Source organism: Francisella philomiragia subsp. philomiragia ATCC 25015, from assembly GCF_000156715.1.
Lineage (GTDB): Bacteria > Pseudomonadota > Gammaproteobacteria > Francisellales > Francisellaceae > Francisella > Francisella philomiragia.
In genome coordinates, this window is the sequence record NZ_DS999312.1 from 234,408 (window position 1) to 255,868 (window position 21,461).

Below are 21,461 nucleotides of genomic sequence, written 5' to 3' on the forward strand. Positions count from 1 at the left end.
TTTTTATTTTCTAACTTGGCAAGTTGAGCAACCAGTTAAATTTGCTACAAACTTGATTCTAGTTGAGAGATATCTCATTATAGCAATTACAATACCTAATCCAATTATGGCAATTGTACTATATATGATTGATTTGACTGGGGTATTGAATATATTACCAAGTTGATATACAACTACAGCAGAAGTGTAGGCTATAGTTGAACTCCATAATATAGATAATATTGCCCAACCTCGAGTAGATTCTCTGACTGTGGCACCAATCACCGAGATACATGGTATATATAGCAATACAAATAATAGATATGAAAATGCAGCTAGCCCAGAGCTAAATTTACTTGTCATATTACCCATAGCAGAGCTACTCATATTAGCATCTGCCTCATTACTTGTGATTGGGTTTAGATCCATGTTGAAAAGGTTATCCCAAGTTGTATAAATAGCATTTTTGAAGTTATCGGTAATGCTATAGCTATCAGGAATACCTTGACTATCATCTTGCGTATAAAGAGTATTTAAAGTACCTACGACAACTTCTTTTGCAAGTACCCCTGTCATTAAACCAACAGTAGCTTGCCAGTTATCATCACTAACTCCCATAGGTGCAAATATTGGGGTTATTTGTTTACCTGCATAGCTAAGAGCAGATTCATTCTTAGTGACATCAATACTATTTAGACTACCAATAATAATAGCTATTGGGACAATAACTTTACCAGCTTTAAGTAGGAATGATTTTAAACGATTCCAGCTATAAAGCATAATTGTACTAAAATGTGGTAAGTGATACTTTGGTATATCCAGTACAAAAGGAGTTGCTTCATTTTTTAGGAATGTAAATTTAATAACATATCCAGTTAAAATTGCAGCGATAATTCCTAGTAAATATAATAAAAATATTACAGATGCTCCGTGCTCTGGAAAAAATGCTGTTGCGAATACCGAGAAAATAGCAAGTCTAGCTCCACATGACATAAATGGCGACATCATAATAGTCATTAAACGATCTTCTCGAGTTTCTAATGTTCTAGATGCCATAATTGAAGCAACATTACACCCAAAACCAACAATCATGGGTACAAAAGCTTTGCCAGATAGTCCTATAGATTGCATAAATCTATCGATAACAAAAGCAGCTCTTGACATATATCCAGAGTCTTCAAGTAAAGATAGAAATATAAACAAGAATCCAATTTGTGGAATAAAAGCAAGAACAGTATTAATACCTGTACCTAAACCTTGAGAGAGTATCATAGTCAACTGTTCAGGTAGACCAATAGCATTTGAGTAGTATGCTACACCATCTATAAATACTGATGCTGTAAAGTCATCAAATAAGGGTTGAACAGCAGATCCAAATGTGATTGAGAAAAAGAACATTAGATACATCATCATAAGAAATATAGGTATACCTAAAAATCGATTCATACATACAGAATCTAATATTTGAGTTACATTTCTACGAGATTTTGAAGCTGTATAATTTACAGTTTTCTCAATAATATCATCAACAATACTATAACGAATTTCAGGTATCTTGTGTCCTGAGTTTGTAATTAGATTAGCATGTTCAGTAAGAAGTGAATCAGTATCAATATTTGGAGAGTCATGCTCTAACTGAATAGTTCTACCTTCATAGAGCTCTCCTGCTAACCATAAATTTGCTATATTAGATTGGCGTAGTTGTTGTAATTGATTATCTAATGCTAATATATCTTCGGAGTAGTGAGATCTTAAGTCATAGTGAGGAGTTAATTGTGGCTTTACAAGAGCATTTTTAAGCTCATTTATACCAACACCTTTTGATCCTATCACAGGAAAAACATTTATTCCTAAGAGTTTCGACAAGCCATCAAAGTTAATTACGACGCCATTTTTGTTAGCAACATCAACCATGTTGATAGCTAAAATCATAGGTACATTTAGCTCTAATAGCTGAATAGTCAGATACATGCTTCTTTCAAGATTAGATGCATCTAGCACATTTATGATAGCATCGGGCTTTTCTTGAATAACATAGTTAAAAGCTATTTGCTCATCTATAGAGCTATTATCTGATGCGGATAGACTGTATATGCCAGGAATATCAACAATCTCAACTTGTTGATTGTCAACTTTAAAATATCCTACTTTTTTATCTACTGTAACACCAGACCAGTTTCCAACTTTTTGGTTAAGTCCTGTAAGGACATTAAAAATTGTTGTCTTACCACAATTTGGATTACCTACTAAGGCATATCTCATGATTTGATCTCCTCTAGATCTAATAAATCTAGCTCTTTTATACGTATTGAAATATCAGCATTTCTCACGCTGACTTGGCATGGACCACCAAAAATAGCTTTGCGCTTAATCTCAAGAATTTTTCCAGGTAATAGTCCTAAGGATAAAAGTCTATTTCTGTATGCGACAGGACAATTATGGAGATATCCTCTAATTAAATATTGTGTTTTAGTCTTGTATTTTGACATTTACCAATTCCATAAATGATAATTATTATCAATAATTGTGTAGATTATAGTTTCTACATGCTCTTTTTTCAATAAATCTTTTCTTGGTTGTAACAATTAAATATTTTGGTAGTATTTGAGCAGTGTTTTAGCTATGAATAAGAGATATTTTTTTGTGGCACACCCAGAGGGACTCGAACCCCCGCATCCGCCTCCGGAGGGCGACGCTCTATCCAGTTAAGCTATGGGTGCTATATCTACTTATGTATAAAACCAAAGTAAATTTTATCAAAGATATAATTATACACAAAAGCATATACAAGATAAAAAATAACAAAGCCAATATCAACGATTATAGCTTCTATCAGTCCCATATCTAGCATATAAGCAACAAGTGGAATTGTTACAATCAAAAGTCCAGCTTCAAAAAGAATAGCATGTAATACTCTTATAATAACGCCTCTTTTTGAGCGACACATATCTGCTTTATGCTCGATGGCATCAAAAATATAGTTATAAATGAGATTCCATAACATAGCAATTATAGATACTATGATGGCTAGTCCTGCGATATGAAACATATCTTTATGCAAAACAAACATAGCAAATGGGGTAAATATTAATATACCAAAAAATTCAAAACCAATGGTATGAATTAATCGAGCAGTGAAGCTCATACTTTTCTTTAACAAAATAGACCAGCTTATAGAGAAATAATTTTTATGAAGCAATTCTAACAAAAAAAATACAAAAAAATCTTGAAAATGACTTTTTTGGCTCAATATGTAGTTTTGCAAGTACTTAGAATATGTAGATTTTCTAAGTTGCACAAAATTTAAAACATTTTTAAAGAAACAAAATAACAATAATTAACAAAGGAGTAAGATTGTTATGAACATTCGTCCATTACAAGACAGAGTATTAGTACGTCGTGCAGAAGAAGAAACAAAATCTGCAGGTGGAATTATCTTAACTGGTAGTGCTCAAGAAAAGCCAAGTCAAGGTGAGGTTGTAGCTGTTGGGAATGGTAAGAAATTAGACAACGGTTCCACTCAGCCAATGGATGTCAAAGTAGGCGATAAAGTACTATTTGGTAAATATTCAGGCAGTGAAGTAAAAGTAAATGATGAGACTCTTCTGATGATGAGAGAAGATGACATCATGGGTATTATCGGATAATCAAAAAATCTTACAAATTTCAAAGGAGAAATTAAATATGGCTGCAAAACAAGTTTTATTTTCAGATGAAGCTCGTGCAAAAATGCTAGATGGTGTGAATACTCTAGCTAATGCTGTAAAAGTTACTTTAGGTCCTAAAGGTCGTAATGTTGTTTTAGACAAAGCTTATGGTGCACCAACAATCACTAAAGATGGTGTATCTGTTGCTAAAGAGATCGAACTTGAAGATAAGTTTGAGAATATGGGCGCTCAAATAGTTAAAGAAGTAGCATCTAAAACTGCTGATGTAGCAGGTGATGGTACTACTACAGCTACTGTATTAGCTCAAGCGCTACTTACAGAAGGTCTAAAAGCAGTTGCTGCGGGTATGAACCCTATGGATCTAAAAAGAGGTATTGATAAGGCTGCTGCTAAATTAGTAGAAGAGCTAAAAGTACTTTCTAAGCCTTGTTCAGATACTAAATCTATCGAGCAGGTTGGTACAATCTCTGCTAACTCTGACTCTACTGTAGGTAAGCTTATCGCTGAAGCTATGGCAAAAGTTGGTAAAGAAGGTGTAATCACTGTAGAAGAAGGCAAAGGCTTTGAAGATGAGCTTGATGTGGTTGAAGGTATGCAATTTGATAGAGGTTATTTATCTCCATATTTTGCGACAAACCAAGAGAATATGACTACTGATCTAGAAAGCCCATATATATTACTAGTTGATAAGAAAATCTCTAATATCCGTGAATTACTTCCTGTATTAGAAGGTGTTTCTAAGTCTGGTAAAGCTTTACTAATAATTGCTGAAGATGTTGAGAGTGAAGCTTTAGCTACTTTAGTTGTTAACAATATGCGTGGTGTAGTGAAGGTATGTGCTGTCAAAGCTCCTGGTTTTGGTGATAGAAGAAAAGCAATGCTTGAAGATATCGCAATTTTAACAGGTGCTACAGTTATATCTGAAGATCTAGGTATGAAGCTAGAAGAAGCTAATATGGAGCATTTAGGTACAGCTAGTAGAGTACAAGTATCTAAAGATGACACTACTATTATTGATGGTGCTGGTAACAAAGATGCTATTGTTAATAGAGTTAATCAATTAAAAGCGAATGTTGCTGAAGCTACTTCTGATTATGATAAAGAGAAGCTACAAGAAAGATTAGCTAAGCTATCTGGTGGTGTTGCTGTAATTAGAGTTGGTGCTGTTACAGAAGCTGAGATGAAAGAGAAAAAAGATCGTGTAGATGATGCTCTTCATGCAACTCGTGCAGCTGTAGAAGAAGGTATCGTTGCTGGTGGTGGTGTTGCTCTTATCAGAGCTCAAAAAGCACTAGACGGCTTAACTGGTGATAATGATGACCAAAATCACGGTATCGCATTACTTAAAAAAGCAATCGAAGCACCATTAAGACAGATCGTATCAAATGCTGGCGGTGAGTCTTCTGTAGTTGTTAACGAAGTAAAAGCTAAAGAAGGTAACTATGGCTATAATGCTGCTAATGATACTTATGGTGATATGGTTGAGATGGGTATCTTAGATCCTACTAAAGTTACTCGTTCAGCTCTACAACATGCTGCATCAATCGCAGGTCTTATGATCACTACAGAAGCGATGGTTGCTGAAATCAAAGAAGATGCTCCTGCTATGCCTATGGGTGGCATGGGTGGTATGCCAGGCATGATGTAATATTTCTTCAAAATCTTTTTTAAAAATTCTATATATTTCTTTGTAATCTCATATAATAGCTTTTACAAATTATTAAAAAATAAGAGTTATTATATGAATGTTATGGAATATTTACGAAAACAAGTTATACAAGACTTGTTCGGATTAAGTTCATTTAAAAATAACTGGGATAATTCTTGGAAAGATGCGATTAATCAGAGAATAGCTGTAAATGGTGACTATATAACTTCAAATATTTTAGATTTGGGTGATGAGTTAAGAGAAGTGTTCCTTACTACCAATGCTGGAAGAAATCAGTCAGGTGTTAGTCAGGCAGGAACAACTTGGGAAGCTTTAGTTTGTTGGTATTTAAATCTTTGTCTTATTAATACGAATGTCGTTGTAATAAAACAAAAGAGAGCTAATGTTCCAACTCCGATTTCAGATGCTTTAACAGTTATGTATGGAGCCTCTCCATCAAATACTGAAGCTGATTTAATTGCAATTGTATTTCCATTTGAAGATGAGTATTCATCAGATATAAATGACTTACAAGATTATGAAATATTTGATAATAAAATATTATTTAGAAGAAATAAGTTCTTATATTTAGATGCATTAAATATATTAGTTGATAGAGATGCTAATAACATAGATGTTAATGTTATTCAATGTAAAACTAATTGGAATGATAATGCACAAATTCCAATGTTATGGGATATGGTATACAGTGCACAAGGCTTTCAAAATAACAATATAAGTGTTGGAGTTAATAATTATTCATTAGATAGTTTCAATAATTTTTCATACTCATTTGTAACTGTACCAACAACTGATCCTGAGGGTATAAATCAAGATTCTGTTTGTGTAAAGAGGGTTATTACATTATCAGGTGGAAATTACTGGGGTAAAGCAACTAGACACAATGTTGCAAGTTCATTAAAAGAGATATTTAATAGAAATATGTCCAACGGTATACAACCAAATGTGAGAACAAATTTAACAAACTCTCTTAATGAAATTAATACTACATTTTCATATTTTAATTTAACAGATTAAAGATAAGTTTTGCAATTTCTTTAGCCATTAATGGGGGTACTGCATTGCCAACCTGAGTATATTGAGGAACTTCTACTTTTCTCTTCTCTCCCCCTGTAGTTTCTTTAGACCTAAATTCAAAATAATCAGGAAAAGATTGAAATCTAGCTTGTTCTCTAACAGTCATTGCCCGAGGATATATAGGATGAATTACATCATCAGGAATAGAAACAACTGTTGGTGATGGTGCATTAAGTTTTAAAGGTCTTTGTGAATGTTTTTTAGTTGCTAATTCTAAAATTAATTCAAGTAATGTATTTTCATTGTTTGCAAGTAAATAATTATCAGGTGACTTTGCAGGATATTCACAACTTTCTAATAGTAATTTTATATCTTTTAATAATTTATCATCTTTTGTAGTGTTGTATTTAGCAGATAAATTAAATATTTTTGATGATACATTATTTCTTGAAAGATATTGATACATTCTAAATCTTAATGTGACTTTTTCTGTATGTTTTCGCTCAATTTGATTTAATATAGTATTTTCATTAAATTTTGTTTTAATGACATTCTTAAATCCACTCTTTTTATTTATTTTATTTAAATAACTAGTTTTTGCTCCATCAATTAAATCACTAAGTGCATCTTCTACATTATAATATTTATTTTGTTTAACTGTAGGGATAGGACATAACGGGCTTATTTCTTTATCTTCATAATAGTCTTCGCTTTTCCAAATATTATCGAGTGAAAATATATTTTTTGTTATGGCAATGTCTTCTCTTATGGCTAAAAGCATGACTCTTGGTCTGTGTTGTGCCACACCATAATGCATTGCATTTAATTGTAACTCTTGAACAATGTACTTAGCATCACATTCTTCTAAAAATTGTTTTATTTGTTTGAATGGGGATTTTTCATTATGTTTGTTAAAGTTCTGTCGCATACCTAAAACATTTTCCATTAAAACAGCTTTCGGTTTAAAGATATCTACATATTCTAAGTATTGCCAAGGCAATATGTTTCTATGGTCTTTTGGGTCTCTTTTTCCAGCAAGTGAAAAGCCTTGACAAGGAGGACCTCCAACTATTAAATCAAGCTCTCCTATTTTAGTTTTTAGTTTTTTAAGCAATTGAGGTTTTTCAAGTAAAGTTAATGTTTCTCCAACAAAAAGTTTTGAATCTAATTGCTCTTCAATAGATTTATTTAAATATTTACTCCATTCTATATTATCATTAATTTTTTCAATAAAATTGTGATAAAAAGTCTCTGCTGCCATGGGAGATTTTTCGACTGCAAAAAGTAAATCAAAACCTTCTGATTTAAATCCTAAAGATAATCCTCCACAGCCAGCAAATAAGTCGATATATTTCATCAAGCTCCCCTTTATATCTGTAAAATTGAATTATATAAAAACTAAATTGAAAAGTCCAGGAATTGTTATGCTAATTAGCATAAAATGAACAAATAATATTTATTCTTAATTATGATGTATATAATCATTCTATGAATTATTAACAAGTAATATATTTTATGGGTTCAATCTCAACAGATAATAAAGTTCTTGGATTAAAAGATGTCACTATAATGGCAGTCACTGCTAACTTTGGTATTCGTTGGATACCTGTTGCTGCGGGTTTAGGAGCATCAGCAATATTTTTTTGGATACTTGGTGCTTTGGTATTTTTCTTGCCATTAGTTGTTATAGCTACACAGTTGTCACGTAAGTATCCTGATGAGGGCGGTATGTATGCTTGGACTACTAGAGCTTTGGGTGAAAAATCAGGCTTTATGGTTGCATGGCTTTATTGGATTAATACGATATTTTACTATCCAGCAGTTCTAATATTCTTGGCTACAAATTTTGCTTACTTTATCAGTAAGCCTGAGTTGGTCGAGAATCATTATTATATTACTGTGGTGGTACTGATAGCTTTTTGGTTGATTACGGTAATTAGCTTTTATGGTCTAAAGGCAAATAAATATCTAGTAGATATTGGAGGTATTTTAGGCTCATTTATACCTGCTATTGTGATAATCGTCCTAGGGGTGGCAGCTTATCTAGCTGTAGGGCATAGTGCTACTGATTTTTCTGTGGCTAACATAGCTCCTCATGGTAGCTCGTGGGACAATCTTTCTACTTTGACTATTATTATGTTTGCTATGGCTGGTATTGAGATAATTCCTACTTTTGCCAACTCTGTTAGAGATGCTAAGAAAAACCTCTATTATGGCTTGATTCTATCTGCTTTTATACTACTTGGACTATATATACTAGGTACAGTAGCCTTGAATTTGGTAGCATCTCCAGATGATATTGGTAAGGCATCTGGATTGATGACTGCATTTGAGATTATAGGTCATCAATTTCATTGGGCATGGTTTCCTAAACTAATGGCATTTTTATTAACATTTGCTGAATTTGCCGCAGTTAGCATTTGGTTATTAGCACCTGTTATTATGTTTTTTAAATGTACTCCTAAAGGGATTTTGCCGGACTGGTTGCATAAGACTAACAGGCACGATTCTCCAAGAAATGCTTTGATATTTATGGGAGTGTTGGTTACCTTTATAGTTGTATTTACAAACTTGTTGCCATCAGTTGATGCGATGTATCAAATCTTGATCCTTATGGCTACTGTACTTTATTTTATCCCTTATTTATATCTTGTAATCGCTTATATCAAGCTTATGAATCATAAGATAAAATATCTGTTTGCAGTACTAGTTTTTGTATCGACATCATTAGGTATAATATTTAGCTTTCAACCACCAAGCGATATGAATGATGCTTATGAGATTGCAATATATGAATCAGAACTAATTTTAGGGCCAATGATTTTTATATTTGTAGGATGGTTTTTGTATAAGTTTAGAAAATAATGGTTAATACTTTCCTACAACCTTGTCGAAAGCTTTTGTTGTCAAAAATCTTTTGAGAGTTGTCATAATCCAAGTTGCTTTTGTTATAAAGTATCTAGGTCTTGGTTTTTTTGCTACAAGAATTTTTTCAACAACTTTAGCTACTTCAATTGCTGGTAGGTTAAAAGGGATAGGTTTGTGATTACCAAGCATTATTCTATAGTATTCTTTATTGTGAGGTGAATTTTCTACTTCAACATTATCGATAGTCTTTAGAGCATTCTCTCTAAATTTACTTGTTACAGGTCCAGTATTTAATAGGCTAATGAAAATATTAGTATCCCTAAGTTCAAGGCGCATAGTATCAGTCATACCTTCTAGTGCATATTTACTAGCCACGTATGATCCGCGAAACCTCATACCAATAAGCCCTAATATTGAACTATGCTGTATTATTTTCCCATAACCTTGTTTACGCATGATTTTTATAGCTTTGTTAGTTAGATTGTGTACCGCAAATACATTGGTTTCAAACTGCTTTTTGATAAATTGCGTATCGATATCTTCTAATGCGCCAACTTGTCCAAATCCAGCATTATTAAATACAGCATCTAATTTGCCACCAGTTTTAGCTAAAATAGCCTCTAAGGTCTGATCAACCTGCTGATAATTAGTGACATCTATCAAGTAAGTATCAAAGCCTTCAGCTTTGAGCTTATCTACATCTTCTTGCTTTCTAGCAGAAGCAAAAACTTGATATCCTTTATCTCGAAGATAGCTGGCTGTTGCGTAGCCAATGCCACCATGCGAGCAACCTGTTATTAGAATATTTTTTTTGTTATCCATATTTATAAAATCAAACTCACTTCATTGAGTTAGTTTATTTTAAGTCTACTAAATAGTCAAAATAAGAAAAAATTTAAATATTTAAGCTGCTGTAAAAATATTTAAAAAGAGTTGTTTTTATATAATGATATTGTAAACCATTTAAATAAATAATGGTTTACAATTTGTGAAATATAAAACTTAAGGACAGAAGATATGTTTAAAAAAATATTTTTAATAGGAGCTTCTTTGTATGCCTCAGCGTATGCAAACGATATTGAGCTAATTGTTAAATATAAAGATAATCAAAATAAAACTGGAGCTGTATTTAGTGCTAATTCTATAGGCACTAGTCAAGCCCAAAATTATCAAGTCCTTGAAGAGATTGATTCGAGAACAAAAATTGTAAAAGTAAACGATGGTCAGCCTTTACAGCCAACTACTACAAGTTTAAAGACTCAATCAAGTAGTGCGGCGCAAAAGGCATCAAACAGTAATGCTTATGCAGCTGCTAAAAGTTTTATGGATAGTAATCCAAATGTTGAATATGCTATCCCAAAAAATTCAAAAATGTATGCTTATGATTTAAACAACACACAAGCAGCTAATACAGTGGACTTTCAAAATGACATAATAAGTTGGGGACAACAGTGGGATATGCAGAGCCCTAAAGAAGTCACTGGTGGAATCGATGCATATGGTGCATGGGATTTGGTTTTAGATAGGTCAAAGAGAGTTGATGTTGCTGTAATTGATTCAGGATTAGCATATGCCGCTCCTGAAGATATATCAAAAAAAATAGATAGAGATTATAGTCATTATTATTTCTTTATGAAAAATAGAGAGCTAAGAGTATCTAGTAATATCTATGATAATGGTAGTTTTCATGGGACTCATGTAGCCGGAACAGTAGCTGCAAATGGTCCTAAAGTTAAAGGTGTAGCAGGGGCGATAGATGGTATTAAGATTTTGCCTATTAGAGCTCTAGGAGATGATGGTAGTGGTGATACATACGCTATATTAGAGTCTGTCAAATGGGCAGCTGGAGCACAGGTATATGCAAAAAATAGTAGTGGCCAATATCTAGAGAACAACAAAGCTCCGGTTAAAGTTATTAACTTAAGTCTTGGAATGTCTAGGATTGATCCATATACAGGACAGCCTATAGTCAGTCAAGATGAGTGGAGAGATAACTATATGGGTACACTATGCCCAGCATGGAAAGAAGCTATTCAGACTGCCCATGAAAGGGGTGTAACAGTAGTTATTGCTGCAGGTAATGATGGCAAAAACTTATTTAATGACATACCATCAGGTTGTAGAGATATAAATGCGATAGTTGTTGAATCTACAGGACCAAAAGGGTTGTTAGCACCTTACTCGACATACTATGCTCCTGATGGAATTCTAAAATGGAGAGTAAACAGTCTAGTTGTTAGAGCTCCTGGTGGAGATAGTTATAATTATGGCAAAACAGCACAGATTTACTCTACATTAAATAACTATGAGTATGGCTATATGCAAGGCACATCTATGGCTACACCTCATGTTGCTGGTATCATTGCGTTATTGTACGCGAACTTACAAGAGTCACAGTCTCCAGCTCAAGATATAAGTATAGTAAGAAAGGCTCTAGAAGATTCAAAGGATATTTATAGTCCAAATATTGTCAATGCTAAAAACTCATTGAAGAATTTAGGAAATACTAGCCAAAAACAAGCAGCTTAGATAATTATCTTAGAAGAAAAGAGTTATTTAAGATTCTTAAGAGCTTCTTTAAGCTCTAAATCTCTAATATTAGCATCAAAAATACATTCTGTTTTTTCTAGTATAAATTTTTGGATTTTCTCAGCATCATTAGCAAAATGAGTAACCAATTCTTTCACAGTTTCTTCTGATATATGATTTCTTTGCGCAAATTCTGCAATATTTTCTATAGTTTTTGACATTGTAACTCCCTTATTAAATAATTTTTTTAATTTTTCCAAATACCTTATTTAGAAACCCTTTTTTTGCTCGTAATTTATTAGCTTTTTTTATTTCATTGAGTCTTTGCATTTGTTCTACAGAATCTTGAATCGACTCTACAGTTGCTAAACTATTATCTTGCTGATGGCTTTCATCAGAAAAAGTTTCATTATCTACAGTTTCGATAGGTTGATTTTGTTCAGAATAAGTATTAGGGTCATTTAAATCAGCATATTTTAAATCAAGACTAGCAGTCTTCGGAGCTTCGGGTTTCATTGAAAATTTATTCTCGGTTATGACATACATATCATTTTCATTTTTTCTGATGAAACCTTGATCTCTAAGTACTCTACGATATTTGTATATTAGGCTTCTAGAGACTCCAAAACCATCTGCTAACTGAGCAACACTATAGCCTTGCTCAATAGCTTTTAGAATAGCTTTTTTTATAGCGAATTCTTTCTCGTTAGGTATTTTCATATTAAAATATTTGACCCGAAAAATATTTAGTTAATTATAGCTTAGCGATTAAATTTATACAACTTGTCCCGAGGCCCAACCAGAAGCCCAAGCCCACTGAAAATTATATCCACCTAGCCATCCGGTTACATCGATAACTTCACCGATAAAGTATAATCCTTTGACTTTATTGGCTTCTAAAGTCTTAGATGATAATTCATCACAGCTAACACCACCTAATGTAACTTCTGCGGTACGATAGCCTTCAGTTGTCTGAGGATATATTATCCATTGATGGAGCTGTTGGTCAATTTTATTTATCTGTTCCGCAGATAAATCACATATTTTTTTTTCAAGTAGAGAGTTCTCAAAAAATGCATTAATAAGATTTTTAGGCAGTAATTCTGATAGAGTGTTTTTTAGTGTGACTTTTGAGCCTTGCTCTTTTTTTGAAGTTAAAAAATCAGTAATATTTGCATTTGGAGAAAGGTCGATTTCAACACTCTCCCCTGAGTACCAATAAGATGATATTTGTAAAATGGCTGGACCACTTAATCCTTTATGTGTAAAAAGGATATTCTCATCAAAACTTGCTCGATTATTTGAAACTCTACAATAAGTTGATACACCACGGAGTTGTCCAAATTTTTGTTGATCTTCTGAGTTAAAAATAAAAGGTACTAGACCAGCTCTTTGAGGATTAACTTTTAAGCCAAATTTTTTGGCGATTTTATAACCAAATCCAGTTGCACCCATAGTAGGTATAGATAAACCGCCAGTAGCAATCACTAGTGATTGACATATATATTCACCAGCGCTGGTTGTTAGATAGAACATGTCTTCTTTTTTTGTAATGTTATCAATAGTTGTATGCAACTGTATCTTAGCTTGATATTTCTGGCATTCATCTAACAGCATATTAACGATATCTTTAGCTTTGTTATCACAAAAAAGTTGGCCTAGAGTCTTCTCATGATAAGGAATGTTGTACTCACTAACTAGACTGATAAAGTCCCATTGAGTATATCTTGATAGAGCAGATTTCATAAAGTGCTGATTATCAGCTAAGTATCTATCGGCTGCGATATTGTAATTTGTGAAATTACATCTTCCACCACCAGACATTAGAATCTTTTTGCCTATTTTATTAGCATGGTCTAATACTAGTACATCACGAGCTCTTTTGGCTGCTTCTATAGCACACATAAGCCCAGCCGCACCGGCACCGATTATTATTACATCATAATTTTTGATAGACATAAGATTTAAAGATCCTTTAGTTTATACCAGTATAACCCAACAATTATAAACATTAAAATCAAGTAAATACTTATAATGTTTGTAATATTATGAGCATGCACATAGCTCTGTAAAAATGATGTCAAACTAGTCATTGAGATATTCACAAAATACATAATTGCTGCTGCAGTTCCAGGGATATGGCGAAACATTGAGATACCTTTTCCCATCGATAATGGAAAGATTGATCCACATGTGAAGTAAACAGCCATGGTAGCAATAATAATCAAAGATATACTATTGTTTATTAGACTAATTATAAAGAAGATAGCAGTAAGGATTATGAATAAATGGATAACTACAAAAAATATTTTACCAACAGAGTAGTGATCTAATAATTTACGCCCAAGTATTGGTGCTGGTAGGAAAGCGCAGCCTAAAAATATAGCTAATTTACCAAAGTATGCAGCTGAATATCCCATTACATCTTGAATTAAAAAAGGGCCTAAGGTATTGAAACTAATGATAAGTGAATAGGCTATTCCCATTGCTATACAGAGAGTCATAAACTCTCTATTAGTTATCACTTCGGTTATATCTTGTTTGATTTTGGCTGTACTTAGTTTTGATTTTTTACTAAGTGTTTCTGGGATATAGATGAAAACTAATATTGTCAGCAAGGCTACTATGATACTGAAGAAGTAAAATCCAGATTTCCAACCAAAAGCATCTTGTAAGAAGCCTCCAATTATAGGTCCTGCAATAGGTCCTAATCCCCATAAAAATCCCATTGTTGGTCCAAGTTTTAGAAGCTTCTCAGGTGGCAGAATATCTGAAAAAATACCTCGAGTAACAACTCCCATGGATCCCATCAGAAATCCTTGACAAAATCGTGAGCCTAGCAATACATATTCATTTGGTATTAGAGTAGGTAGTAAGCTAACTATGACAAATAGTACACATGATGTTCTAAGTAGAACTTTACGACCTATACCATCAGTAATGATCCCTATTAGGAGATTGCCTATAGCATATCCTATCAGATATATTGATATCACCATTTTTGAAATAGAAGCAGTTGTATTAAGAGAAGTACTAATAGCAGGTAAAGATGGTGCAAATAAATCTATACTCATACCCATTAGTATTGGGAATGAAAGCAATACAAGCATTCTTATTTTATGCTGATAATTATTAGTCGTAAAATTATTTTGTTTAATCAATTTGTTTTTTAAGAAAGAACTTTGAGAGAATGATTTTAGCAGATTTTGCTAGTGATTGAATAGTCACTAGCAGTATATAAGTAATATATTCTTAGATATTAATATCTACCTTGTTGGATCATAGCATTAGCTACTTTTTCAAAACCTGCAAGGTTTGCACCAGCTACTAAGTTGTAGCCAAGACCATATTTCTCAGATGCGAATTTACAAGCATCAAAGATATTAGCCATAATTTGCTCTAACTTAGCTTCTACTTCTTCAGCAGTCCAAGCTATTCTAGCAGAGTTTTGACACATTTCTAAACCAGAAGTAGCAACACCACCGGCGTTAGCAGCTTTACCTGGAGCTAGAATTACACCTTTCTCCATTAAGAATTCGATAGCTTCATTAGTTGTAGGCATGTTAGATGCTTCAACAACATATTTAACACCAGCATCGATAAGCTTTTGAGCATCTTCAACATCGATCTCGTTTTGAGTAGCAGAAGGGATAGCGATATCTCCTTTAACTCCCCAAGGCTTTTGACCAGCATGGAAAGTAGCACCGAATTTCTCTGCATAATCTTGCATAGAAACTTTGCCTTCACGGATTTGTAATAAGAAATCAATTTTTTCTTCTGTTGTGATACCTGCTGGGTCATGTACAAAACCTTTTGAACCAGAGATAGTAACAACTTTACCACCTAATTGAGCAACTTTCTTACATACACCCCAAGATACGTTACCATAACCAGAAACTACAACAGTTTTACCTTGAAGAGTTTCGCCGTCATGTTTAAGCATATTTTGTAAGTAGAAAACTGCACCATAACCTGTAGCTTCAGGACGGATTAAGCTACCGCCTGACTCTAAAGATTTACCAGTTAATACACCGTTTTCAAAAGCACCACGGATTCTTCTGTATTGGCCATACATGTAGCCAATTTCTCTACCACCAACACCAATATCACCTGCAGGAACATCGATATCTGGACCGATATGGCGTTGTAATTCAGTCATGAAGCTTTGGCAGAAATTCATGATTTCTGCATCAGTTTTGCCTTTAGGATCGAAGTCAGAACCACCTTTACCACCACCCATAGGAAGTGTAGTTAAACTGTTTTTAAATATTTGCTCAAAACCTAAGAATTTGATGATTCCAGAATATACGCTAGGATGGAATCTAATACCACCTTTGTAAGGACCTATTGAACCATTAAATTGATATCTGTAACCTCTATTAACCTGAACATTACCATCTCTATCAATCCATGGAACTCTAAATGTAATTCCTCTTTCTGGCTCAACGATTCTTTCTAGAATATTTTCTTCGATGAACTTTGGATTTTTTTCTAATGCTGGCTTAAGAGTAGAAAAAACTTCTTTCACAGCTTGAATGAACTCTTTTTCATGTCCATCTCTTTTTTCTACTTTAGCGATTACGCTATCAATATATTTTTGAGCATCCATTTATGCATCTCCTTTGTGATTTGAAAATTTATTTAGAATATTTCTCATATACGAAGTCGACTCCCTCATGAATTTTCATGATGAATCATATAAGAGAATATCCTACATGTACAAGTTTGCATTTTACCAAATCAGTTTACAACGAACTTGGCTTAATTAACATGATTTTATAATAATATTTTATTAATAAAAATCAAATAATCTAATTTCATATATAAAAATATTTTACAAAAAATTGATTATTGTTTAGTCTAATGAGATAAATAATATTTTTCGTTAAATTAAACCAAAAGGAATAGAGCATGAGTATGTCATTTGGTTATAACTTTATGAGTCGTATTTGGAACCTCTAACAGCAGGAGAATAGTGTATGTATATTTCAAACTTTTATTTCAAAATAAATTATTCATTAATACCAAAAAACCATAAAACATACACTAAGCGAAAACCTCTTATTCTTTAAATTTATTTTATTGATTGAAGTTTAGGAGGACAAAATGGGTAGTCAAAATCTAAGTATACAAAAAATACCAAAGGCTAAGCAATTAATTGTAGTAACCACATCAAATTGGCAGAGTGTATCGGGGAAGCTTTGGTTTTTTGAAAAAGACAATCAAAATAATTGGTTGGCTAAGAAATTAGCGACTACTGTAGTAGTTGGTAAGAATGGCATAGCTTGGGCAGATAGCATATATCAAAGTCTAGCAGATGCAGACTTAAAAAAAGAAGGTGATAGTAAATCACCAGCAGGTATTTTCGATATTGGTAAAACTTTTGGATTTGCTAATATCTCGGCAGTTGAATATATACAGCTAAAAACTGGAATCGAATGTGTAGATGATAGTAATTCAAAATATTATAACCAAATAGTTAATAGTAATCTTATTGATGATAAAGATTGGCTATCAGCTGAAAATATGTCAGAGATTGCTATCTATAAATATGGTGTAGAGATTTTGTACAATACTAATCCAGCGATAGCCAAAAAAGGCTCTTGTATTTTTATGCATATCTGGAAGTCTCCGACGACAGGTACAGAAGGATGTACTGCTATGGCAGAGGATGATATTAGAGATATTCAATCTTATTTGGATATGAATAAAAATCCTATATTGGTGCAATTAACTCAAGATGTTTATAAACAAGTACAAGATGATTGGCATTTGCCGATTTTATATTAAAAAGGATAATTAAATGAGTAACTATATAGTTTTTGATAGAGCTAGACTGGCTAATTATATAAGAGAGCATAAACTCACGACACCATGTTATATATACGATAGTACACTTTTGGAAGATACATTTGCTAGTGCAAAAAAAGCATTAGATAAAAATTTCAAAAACGCTGAGATTCATTATGCAATTAAGGCAAATCATCATCCAAAGATAGTAAATATTGCTAAGAAAAATGGTATGGGGATTGATTGTGTAAGTGGAGGTGAGATTAGAAGAGCGCTTGAGCAGAATGTAGATCCTCAGCATATTGTTTTTGCAGGGGTAGGCAAAGCCGACTGGGAGATTGAGTTAGCTATTGATAATAATATTTTTGCTTTTAACAGTGAGTCTTTAGAAGAGATAGAGGTTATTAGCCAAATAGCATCCTTGAAGAATAAACAGGTAAATATTTGCTTACGTGTAAATCCAAATATAGATGCACAGACTCATCATTATATAAGTACGGGGCAGTTTGATGATAAGTTTGGTATTGCTTTTATTGATGTTCTTAAGTGGTTAAAAAATGATTTTCAAAACTTTGACAACATAAATATTATAGGATTGCATTATCATGTCGGTTCACAGATATTGAATTATCAGGTTTTTCAATCACTAGCTATAACGACAAATGAGCATATAAAACTTCTCAAGCAAAATGATATTAATATTGAGCATATTAATTTTGGTGGTGGTTTGGGGATTGATTATCAAAATCCACATCAGAATCCTATAGTAGATTTTGATAACTATTTTGCTAGATTTAGAGAGTTTTTTGAATATTGTGATGATGTTAAGCTACATTTTGAGCTTGGTAGATCATTAGTAGGGCAGTCAGGCGTGCTTGTATCACAGGTATTATTTAATAAAGTGACTCAAGATACTCATTTTGCGATTATAGATGCAGGTATGACAGAGCTTATTAGACCAGCATTGTATCAAGCGCAACACAAGATTGAGGCTTTGATTGATGAAAGTGTCGATGAAAAGCAACATTATCATATAGTTGGGCCTATCTGTGAATCTAGTGATGTATTTGCAAAATATTATCAGCTTCCTAAAATAAAGCGCGGTGACTTATTAGCTATATATTCAGCAGGAGCTTATGGTAAGGTTTTAGCTAGTGAATATAATCTAAGACCAACTGTTCAAGAGTATTTTATATAAGGTTTATTTAAATTATGCGCATATCTAACAAAAAAATTTCGACACTATCGCTAACAATGCTAAATATCTCAGCGATAATTAGTTTAAGTTCGATAGCTTATATGGCAACAATTGGTTTACAAAGTGTTTTCTTTTATCTAATTGCTGCAGTTACATTTTTGTTACCAACATCACTTATCTGTGCTGAGCTTAGTAGTATGATAACGCAAAATAATGGCGGTGTATTTAGCTGGGTCAAAGCAGGTCTTGGTGAAAAAGCCGGTGTACTTGCGATGTGGTTGGAGTGGTTTAACAATGTGGTAGGCTTCCCAAGTTCTGTGACAGCATTAATCGCTACATTCTCATATATTGGCTTTAGAGGTTTTGCTGAGAATACTCAAACAAGTGTTACTTTTTGGTTAATAATGGTTGCTGTATTTATCGCTATAAGTTTATTTAACTGCTTACCATTACGAAAAGTTGTTGTGCTAAATATTATTGGTGCAGTATTTGGTATGATAATTCCAGGAATACTATTAATTTCTGGTGCAGTATATTTCTTAGTTACTGGGCAAAGTAATTTGGAATATCATGGTTTTAGTGATCTTTTACCAGTGTTTTCTGTAGGTACTTATGCTCTTTTAGTTAAGACTTTATCTTCATACTCAGGTATTCAGTCAGTAGCTTTCCATATGACAAATATCGAGAATCCTCAGAAAAATATTCCCAAATCAATACTTATAGCTACTTTGATAATAGTATCATTAACTATTTTAACAACGGTTGGTTTAACTATTATTATTCCTGTACAAGATGTTAATGTTTTAAATGGTCTGATACAGGGTATCTCACAAGTATTAAACATAATAGGCTTAGGTAATGTTAAGCCTGTAGTTGTGATAATGATAAGTTTGGGTATGTTAGCGGCTCTTAGTACATGGGTGTTAGGGCCTGCTCGTGGTATGCAGACAGCAGCAGAACAGGAGCTTTTCCCAAAAATCATGGCAGGTAAAAATAGATTTGGTATGCCAGTAAATATGCTAGTTATTCAGATTTTGATAGTTTTGGTATTATCTTCGGTATTCTTAGTGATGCCATCAGTATATGCAGCATTCGCATTATTAATTGCTATTACATCACAGTTTACTGTAGTTATGTGGATAATGGTTTTTGCTGCAGCGATTAGACTTAGATTTACGCAGCCAGATACTCATCGAGTATTTCATGTAGGTAGGAGAAATTCTAATTGGCTACTTGTAACCATGTCTTTAGTTGCAATATTTATGTGTATGTTAGGCTTTATACTTGGGTTATTTCCACCAAGCTTCTCACATGTTAAGAATGTCTTCCAATATACAATGATTTTAGTTGTAGCGGATATTATAATTATAGCAATTCCATTGATATGGATTTGGTTACATAGAAAAAGAATTTTATAATAAAATCTTATATGTAAGAGTTGCTTCCAAGCGCTAATTACCTTCTAGATTTAACAAAAACTCTTTTTTATATAATCCACCAGTATAGCCACCAAGTTTACCGTTGGAGTTGATTACTCGATGACAAGGGATAATTATGGGCAATACATTCTTACCGTTAGCATTAGCAACGGCTCTAAAAGCAGTTGGTTTACCAATATTTGTAGCTTCTTTACGATAGCTGATAGTTTCTCCATAAGGGATCTTTATCAACTCATGCCAAACTTGTTTTTGAAAGTCAGTACCAGTTAGTCGTAAGGGGATAGAAAATGTTTTTAATTCTTTGTCAAAGTATTTATCAAGTTGATTTCTGGTTTGTTTGGTTATGTCATTTGTTTTGAATGATATTTTTGCATTATAAATTTTTAATAATTTTTCTATAGCGCAGATATTTGAATCATTAATAAAAAAGCAAGCATATAGGTAATTATCATCAGCAATAGCAATGAGATTACCAATAGGGGTTTTAATTTCTTCGGTATAAAATACTGTTTTATAATTTCCTTTGTTAATTACAGCTAAATAAATTTGATGAGTTTCTTTGAGCATAAGTATATTATGTAATTTAGATACATTAGATAATAGCGAAGTAATGGCAAATAGTAAATTTTATAAATTTTTTCCAATAGCAATACTAATCATTGGCATAATCTCTTTCTTTAGTTTTGGGGGACAGCAGTATTTATCTCTTGAAGCACTCAAAAATAACTATCAAACAATATTGGACTTTGCTAATCAGCATTTTTTAGCTTGTATGTTAGTGTTTTCGGTTGCATACATAGTTGTTGTAGCATTATCTATACCAGGGGCTACTATTATGACTTTGTTAGGTGGTTTACTATTTGGTTTGGTATTAGGTTCAATTATTGTTGTATTGGCTGCAACATTAGGAGCAAGTGTAGTTTTCATTGCTGTTAAAACAGCGTTGGGAGATTCGCTAAAAAACAAGGCTAAAGGCAGTATCGAAAAAATGCGACGAGGTTTTGAAAAAGATGTCTTTAATTATTTATTAATACTTAGATTGATACCTATATTTCCATTTTTTATTATAAATATCGCTGCTGGGATGTTTAGTGTGAAATTCAGAGACTTTTTCTGGGCAACACTATTGGGGATAATTCCTGGTAGTGTTGTTTATGTATGGGTTGGTACAAGCTTTGCTTATGTAATTCAGCAAGGAGCAGATATTAACTTAGGTATCATATTAGAGCCTCAATTTATTTTGCCATTAATAGCCTTGGCAGTACTGTCAATTGTTCCAGTAATTATTAAAAAGAGAAAGTAGC

The 21,461-nt window shown here is 32.9% G+C and carries 20 protein-coding genes and 1 tRNA gene; 9 read left to right on the forward strand and 12 right to left on the reverse strand.

Features of this window, described 5'->3' with window-relative positions; all coding sequences use genetic code 11:
• Positions 1–3: 3 nt before the first annotated feature.
• From feoB to FTPG_RS03845, 4 genes are all read right to left on the reverse strand, one after another.
• A complete protein-coding gene (feoB, locus tag FTPG_RS03830) occupies positions 4–2,241 on the reverse strand; it encodes a Fe(2+) transporter permease subunit FeoB (protein WP_004287110.1) in 2,238 nt (745 codons plus the stop codon).
• Complete coding sequence (locus FTPG_RS03835) at positions 2,238–2,468, reverse strand: FeoA domain-containing protein (protein WP_004287111.1); 231 nt, start codon at positions 2,466–2,468, stop codon at positions 2,238–2,240. Before FTPG_RS03835 ends, feoB begins: the two co-directional genes overlap by 4 nt.
• Positions 2,469–2,623: 155 nt before the next feature.
• A tRNA-Arg gene (locus FTPG_RS03840) sits at positions 2,624–2,699 on the reverse strand.
• Positions 2,700–2,704: 5 nt separating this feature from the next.
• Complete coding sequence (locus FTPG_RS03845; RefSeq protein ID WP_035722286.1) at positions 2,705–3,124, reverse strand: PACE efflux transporter; 420 nt, start codon at positions 3,122–3,124, stop codon at positions 2,705–2,707.
• Between the two features lie 214 nt (positions 3,125–3,338).
• Here FTPG_RS03845 and FTPG_RS03850 point away from each other — a divergent pair, with 214 nt between their 5' ends.
• From FTPG_RS03850 to FTPG_RS09535, 3 genes are all read left to right on the forward strand, one after another.
• Positions 3,339–3,626 carry a co-chaperone GroES gene (locus FTPG_RS03850; protein ID WP_004287113.1) on the forward strand — a complete coding sequence of 96 codons (288 nt, stop codon included), beginning with the start codon at positions 3,339–3,341 and terminating at the stop codon, positions 3,624–3,626.
• Positions 3,627–3,663: 37 nt separating this feature from the next.
• A complete protein-coding gene (gene groL, locus FTPG_RS03855; protein ID WP_004287114.1) occupies positions 3,664–5,295 on the forward strand; it encodes a chaperonin GroEL in 1,632 nt (543 codons plus the stop codon).
• 93 nt (positions 5,296–5,388) lie between these two features.
• Positions 5,389–6,333, forward strand: a complete 945-nt coding sequence (locus tag FTPG_RS09535; protein ID WP_004287115.1) for a hypothetical protein — start codon at positions 5,389–5,391, stop codon at positions 6,331–6,333.
• On the opposite strand, the gene FTPG_RS03865 is transcribed toward FTPG_RS09535, so the two are convergent.
• Positions 6,317–7,690 carry a DNA cytosine methyltransferase gene (locus FTPG_RS03865; protein WP_035722295.1) on the reverse strand — a complete coding sequence of 458 codons (1,374 nt, stop codon included), beginning with the start codon at positions 7,688–7,690 and terminating at the stop codon, positions 6,317–6,319. The genes FTPG_RS09535 and FTPG_RS03865 overlap by 17 nt on opposite strands.
• Positions 7,691–7,848: 158 nt before the next feature.
• On the opposite strand from FTPG_RS03865, the gene FTPG_RS03870 reads away from it, so the two are divergent.
• Complete coding sequence (locus tag FTPG_RS03870; RefSeq protein WP_004287117.1) at positions 7,849–9,198, forward strand: APC family permease; 1,350 nt, start codon at positions 7,849–7,851, stop codon at positions 9,196–9,198.
• A gap of 3 nt (positions 9,199–9,201) precedes the next feature.
• Here the strand turns inward: FTPG_RS03870 and FTPG_RS03875 are convergent, their stop codons facing one another.
• On the reverse strand, positions 9,202–10,023 hold the full coding sequence (locus FTPG_RS03875) for an SDR family NAD(P)-dependent oxidoreductase (RefSeq protein ID WP_004287118.1): 822 nt from the start codon (positions 10,021–10,023) through the stop codon (positions 9,202–9,204).
• A 195-nt stretch (positions 10,024–10,218) separates the two neighbouring features.
• Here FTPG_RS03875 and FTPG_RS03880 point away from each other — a divergent pair, with 195 nt between their 5' ends.
• Positions 10,219–11,730: a S8 family serine peptidase gene (locus FTPG_RS03880; protein ID WP_004287119.1), complete on the forward strand. Its 1,512-nt coding sequence runs from the start codon at positions 10,219–10,221 to the stop codon at positions 11,728–11,730.
• Between the two features lie 23 nt (positions 11,731–11,753).
• Here the strand turns inward: FTPG_RS03880 and FTPG_RS03885 are convergent, their stop codons facing one another.
• The 5 genes from FTPG_RS03885 to gdhA form a co-directional block, all read right to left on the reverse strand.
• On the reverse strand, positions 11,754–11,951 hold the full coding sequence (locus tag FTPG_RS03885; protein ID WP_004287120.1) for a hypothetical protein: 198 nt from the start codon (positions 11,949–11,951) through the stop codon (positions 11,754–11,756).
• 13 nt (positions 11,952–11,964) lie between these two features.
• Positions 11,965–12,450, reverse strand: a complete 486-nt coding sequence (locus tag FTPG_RS03890) for an FTL_1293 family small RNA FtrC-regulated protein (protein ID WP_004287121.1) — start codon at positions 12,448–12,450, stop codon at positions 11,965–11,967.
• A gap of 54 nt (positions 12,451–12,504) precedes the next feature.
• The gene (locus FTPG_RS03895) at positions 12,505–13,689 is read right to left on the reverse strand and encodes a BaiN/RdsA family NAD(P)/FAD-dependent oxidoreductase (RefSeq protein WP_004287122.1); all 1,185 of its coding nucleotides are present in this window, start codon (positions 13,687–13,689) and stop codon (positions 12,505–12,507) included.
• A gap of 5 nt (positions 13,690–13,694) precedes the next feature.
• Positions 13,695–14,891 carry an MFS transporter gene (locus FTPG_RS03900; protein ID WP_234367213.1) on the reverse strand — a complete coding sequence of 399 codons (1,197 nt, stop codon included), beginning with the start codon at positions 14,889–14,891 and terminating at the stop codon, positions 13,695–13,697.
• A 98-nt stretch (positions 14,892–14,989) separates the two neighbouring features.
• Positions 14,990–16,339 (reverse strand): NADP-specific glutamate dehydrogenase, encoded by a 1,350-nt coding sequence (gene gdhA / locus FTPG_RS03905; RefSeq protein ID WP_004287124.1) that lies wholly within the window; start codon positions 16,337–16,339, stop codon positions 14,990–14,992.
• A gap of 497 nt (positions 16,340–16,836) precedes the next feature.
• Between gdhA and FTPG_RS03910 the strand changes: the two genes are divergently transcribed.
• From FTPG_RS03910 to FTPG_RS03920, 3 genes are read left to right on the forward strand one after another with little or no spacing between them, the layout of a single operon-like run.
• Positions 16,837–17,520, forward strand: a complete 684-nt coding sequence (locus FTPG_RS03910) for a L,D-transpeptidase family protein (protein ID WP_004287125.1) — start codon at positions 16,837–16,839, stop codon at positions 17,518–17,520.
• 13 nt (positions 17,521–17,533) lie between these two features.
• Entirely contained in the window at positions 17,534–18,718 is a 1,185-nt protein-coding gene (gene lysA, locus FTPG_RS03915; protein ID WP_004287126.1) for a diaminopimelate decarboxylase, read from the forward strand.
• Positions 18,719–18,732: 14 nt separating this feature from the next.
• On the forward strand, positions 18,733–20,136 hold the full coding sequence (locus FTPG_RS03920; protein ID WP_004287127.1) for an APC family permease: 1,404 nt from the start codon (positions 18,733–18,735) through the stop codon (positions 20,134–20,136).
• Positions 20,137–20,169: 33 nt separating this feature from the next.
• Here the strand turns inward: FTPG_RS03920 and FTPG_RS03925 are convergent, their stop codons facing one another.
• Positions 20,170–20,724, reverse strand: coding sequence for a methylated-DNA--[protein]-cysteine S-methyltransferase (locus tag FTPG_RS03925; protein WP_004287128.1), 555 nt, complete (start codon positions 20,722–20,724; stop codon positions 20,170–20,172).
• 43 nt (positions 20,725–20,767) lie between these two features.
• On the opposite strand from FTPG_RS03925, the gene FTPG_RS03930 reads away from it, so the two are divergent.
• The gene (locus tag FTPG_RS03930; RefSeq protein ID WP_004287129.1) at positions 20,768–21,460 is read left to right on the forward strand and encodes a TVP38/TMEM64 family protein; all 693 of its coding nucleotides are present in this window, start codon (positions 20,768–20,770) and stop codon (positions 21,458–21,460) included.
• Position 21,461 lies beyond the last annotated feature (1 nt).

Excerpts from the sequence above, each read along its gene's own strand:
- FTPG_RS03835 (WP_004287111.1), bottom strand. The coding sequence starts at position 2,468 with ATGTCAAAATACAAGACTAAAACACAATATTTAATTAGAGGATATCTC.
- FTPG_RS09535 (WP_004287115.1), top strand. The coding sequence starts at position 5,389 with ATGAATGTTATGGAATATTTACGAAAACAAGTTATACAAGACTTGTTC.
- groL (WP_004287114.1), top strand. The coding sequence starts at position 3,664 with ATGGCTGCAAAACAAGTTTTATTTTCAGATGAAGCTCGTGCAAAAATG.
- FTPG_RS03930 (WP_004287129.1), top strand. The coding sequence starts at position 20,768 with ATGGCAAATAGTAAATTTTATAAATTTTTTCCAATAGCAATACTAATC.
- FTPG_RS03880 (WP_004287119.1), top strand. The coding sequence starts at position 10,219 with ATGTTTAAAAAAATATTTTTAATAGGAGCTTCTTTGTATGCCTCAGCG.
- FTPG_RS03850 (WP_004287113.1), top strand. The coding sequence starts at position 3,339 with ATGAACATTCGTCCATTACAAGACAGAGTATTAGTACGTCGTGCAGAA.
- FTPG_RS03870 (WP_004287117.1), top strand. The coding sequence starts at position 7,849 with ATGGGTTCAATCTCAACAGATAATAAAGTTCTTGGATTAAAAGATGTC.
- FTPG_RS03920 (WP_004287127.1), top strand. The coding sequence starts at position 18,733 with ATGCGCATATCTAACAAAAAAATTTCGACACTATCGCTAACAATGCTA.
- FTPG_RS03890 (WP_004287121.1), bottom strand. The coding sequence starts at position 12,450 with ATGAAAATACCTAACGAGAAAGAATTCGCTATAAAAAAAGCTATTCTA.
- lysA (WP_004287126.1), top strand. The coding sequence starts at position 17,534 with ATGAGTAACTATATAGTTTTTGATAGAGCTAGACTGGCTAATTATATA.
- FTPG_RS03875 (WP_004287118.1), bottom strand. The coding sequence starts at position 10,023 with ATGGATAACAAAAAAAATATTCTAATAACAGGTTGCTCGCATGGTGGC.
- FTPG_RS03885 (WP_004287120.1), bottom strand. The coding sequence starts at position 11,951 with ATGTCAAAAACTATAGAAAATATTGCAGAATTTGCGCAAAGAAATCAT.
- gdhA (WP_004287124.1), bottom strand. The coding sequence starts at position 16,339 with ATGGATGCTCAAAAATATATTGATAGCGTAATCGCTAAAGTAGAAAAA.
- FTPG_RS03925 (WP_004287128.1), bottom strand. The coding sequence starts at position 20,724 with ATGCTCAAAGAAACTCATCAAATTTATTTAGCTGTAATTAACAAAGGA.
- FTPG_RS03865 (WP_035722295.1), bottom strand. The coding sequence starts at position 7,690 with ATGAAATATATCGACTTATTTGCTGGCTGTGGAGGATTATCTTTAGGA.
- FTPG_RS03845 (WP_035722286.1), bottom strand. The coding sequence starts at position 3,124 with ATGAGCTTCACTGCTCGATTAATTCATACCATTGGTTTTGAATTTTTT.
- FTPG_RS03895 (WP_004287122.1), bottom strand. The coding sequence starts at position 13,689 with ATGTCTATCAAAAATTATGATGTAATAATAATCGGTGCCGGTGCGGCT.
- feoB (WP_004287110.1), bottom strand. The coding sequence starts at position 2,241 with ATGAGATATGCCTTAGTAGGTAATCCAAATTGTGGTAAGACAACAATT.
- FTPG_RS03910 (WP_004287125.1), top strand. The coding sequence starts at position 16,837 with ATGGGTAGTCAAAATCTAAGTATACAAAAAATACCAAAGGCTAAGCAA.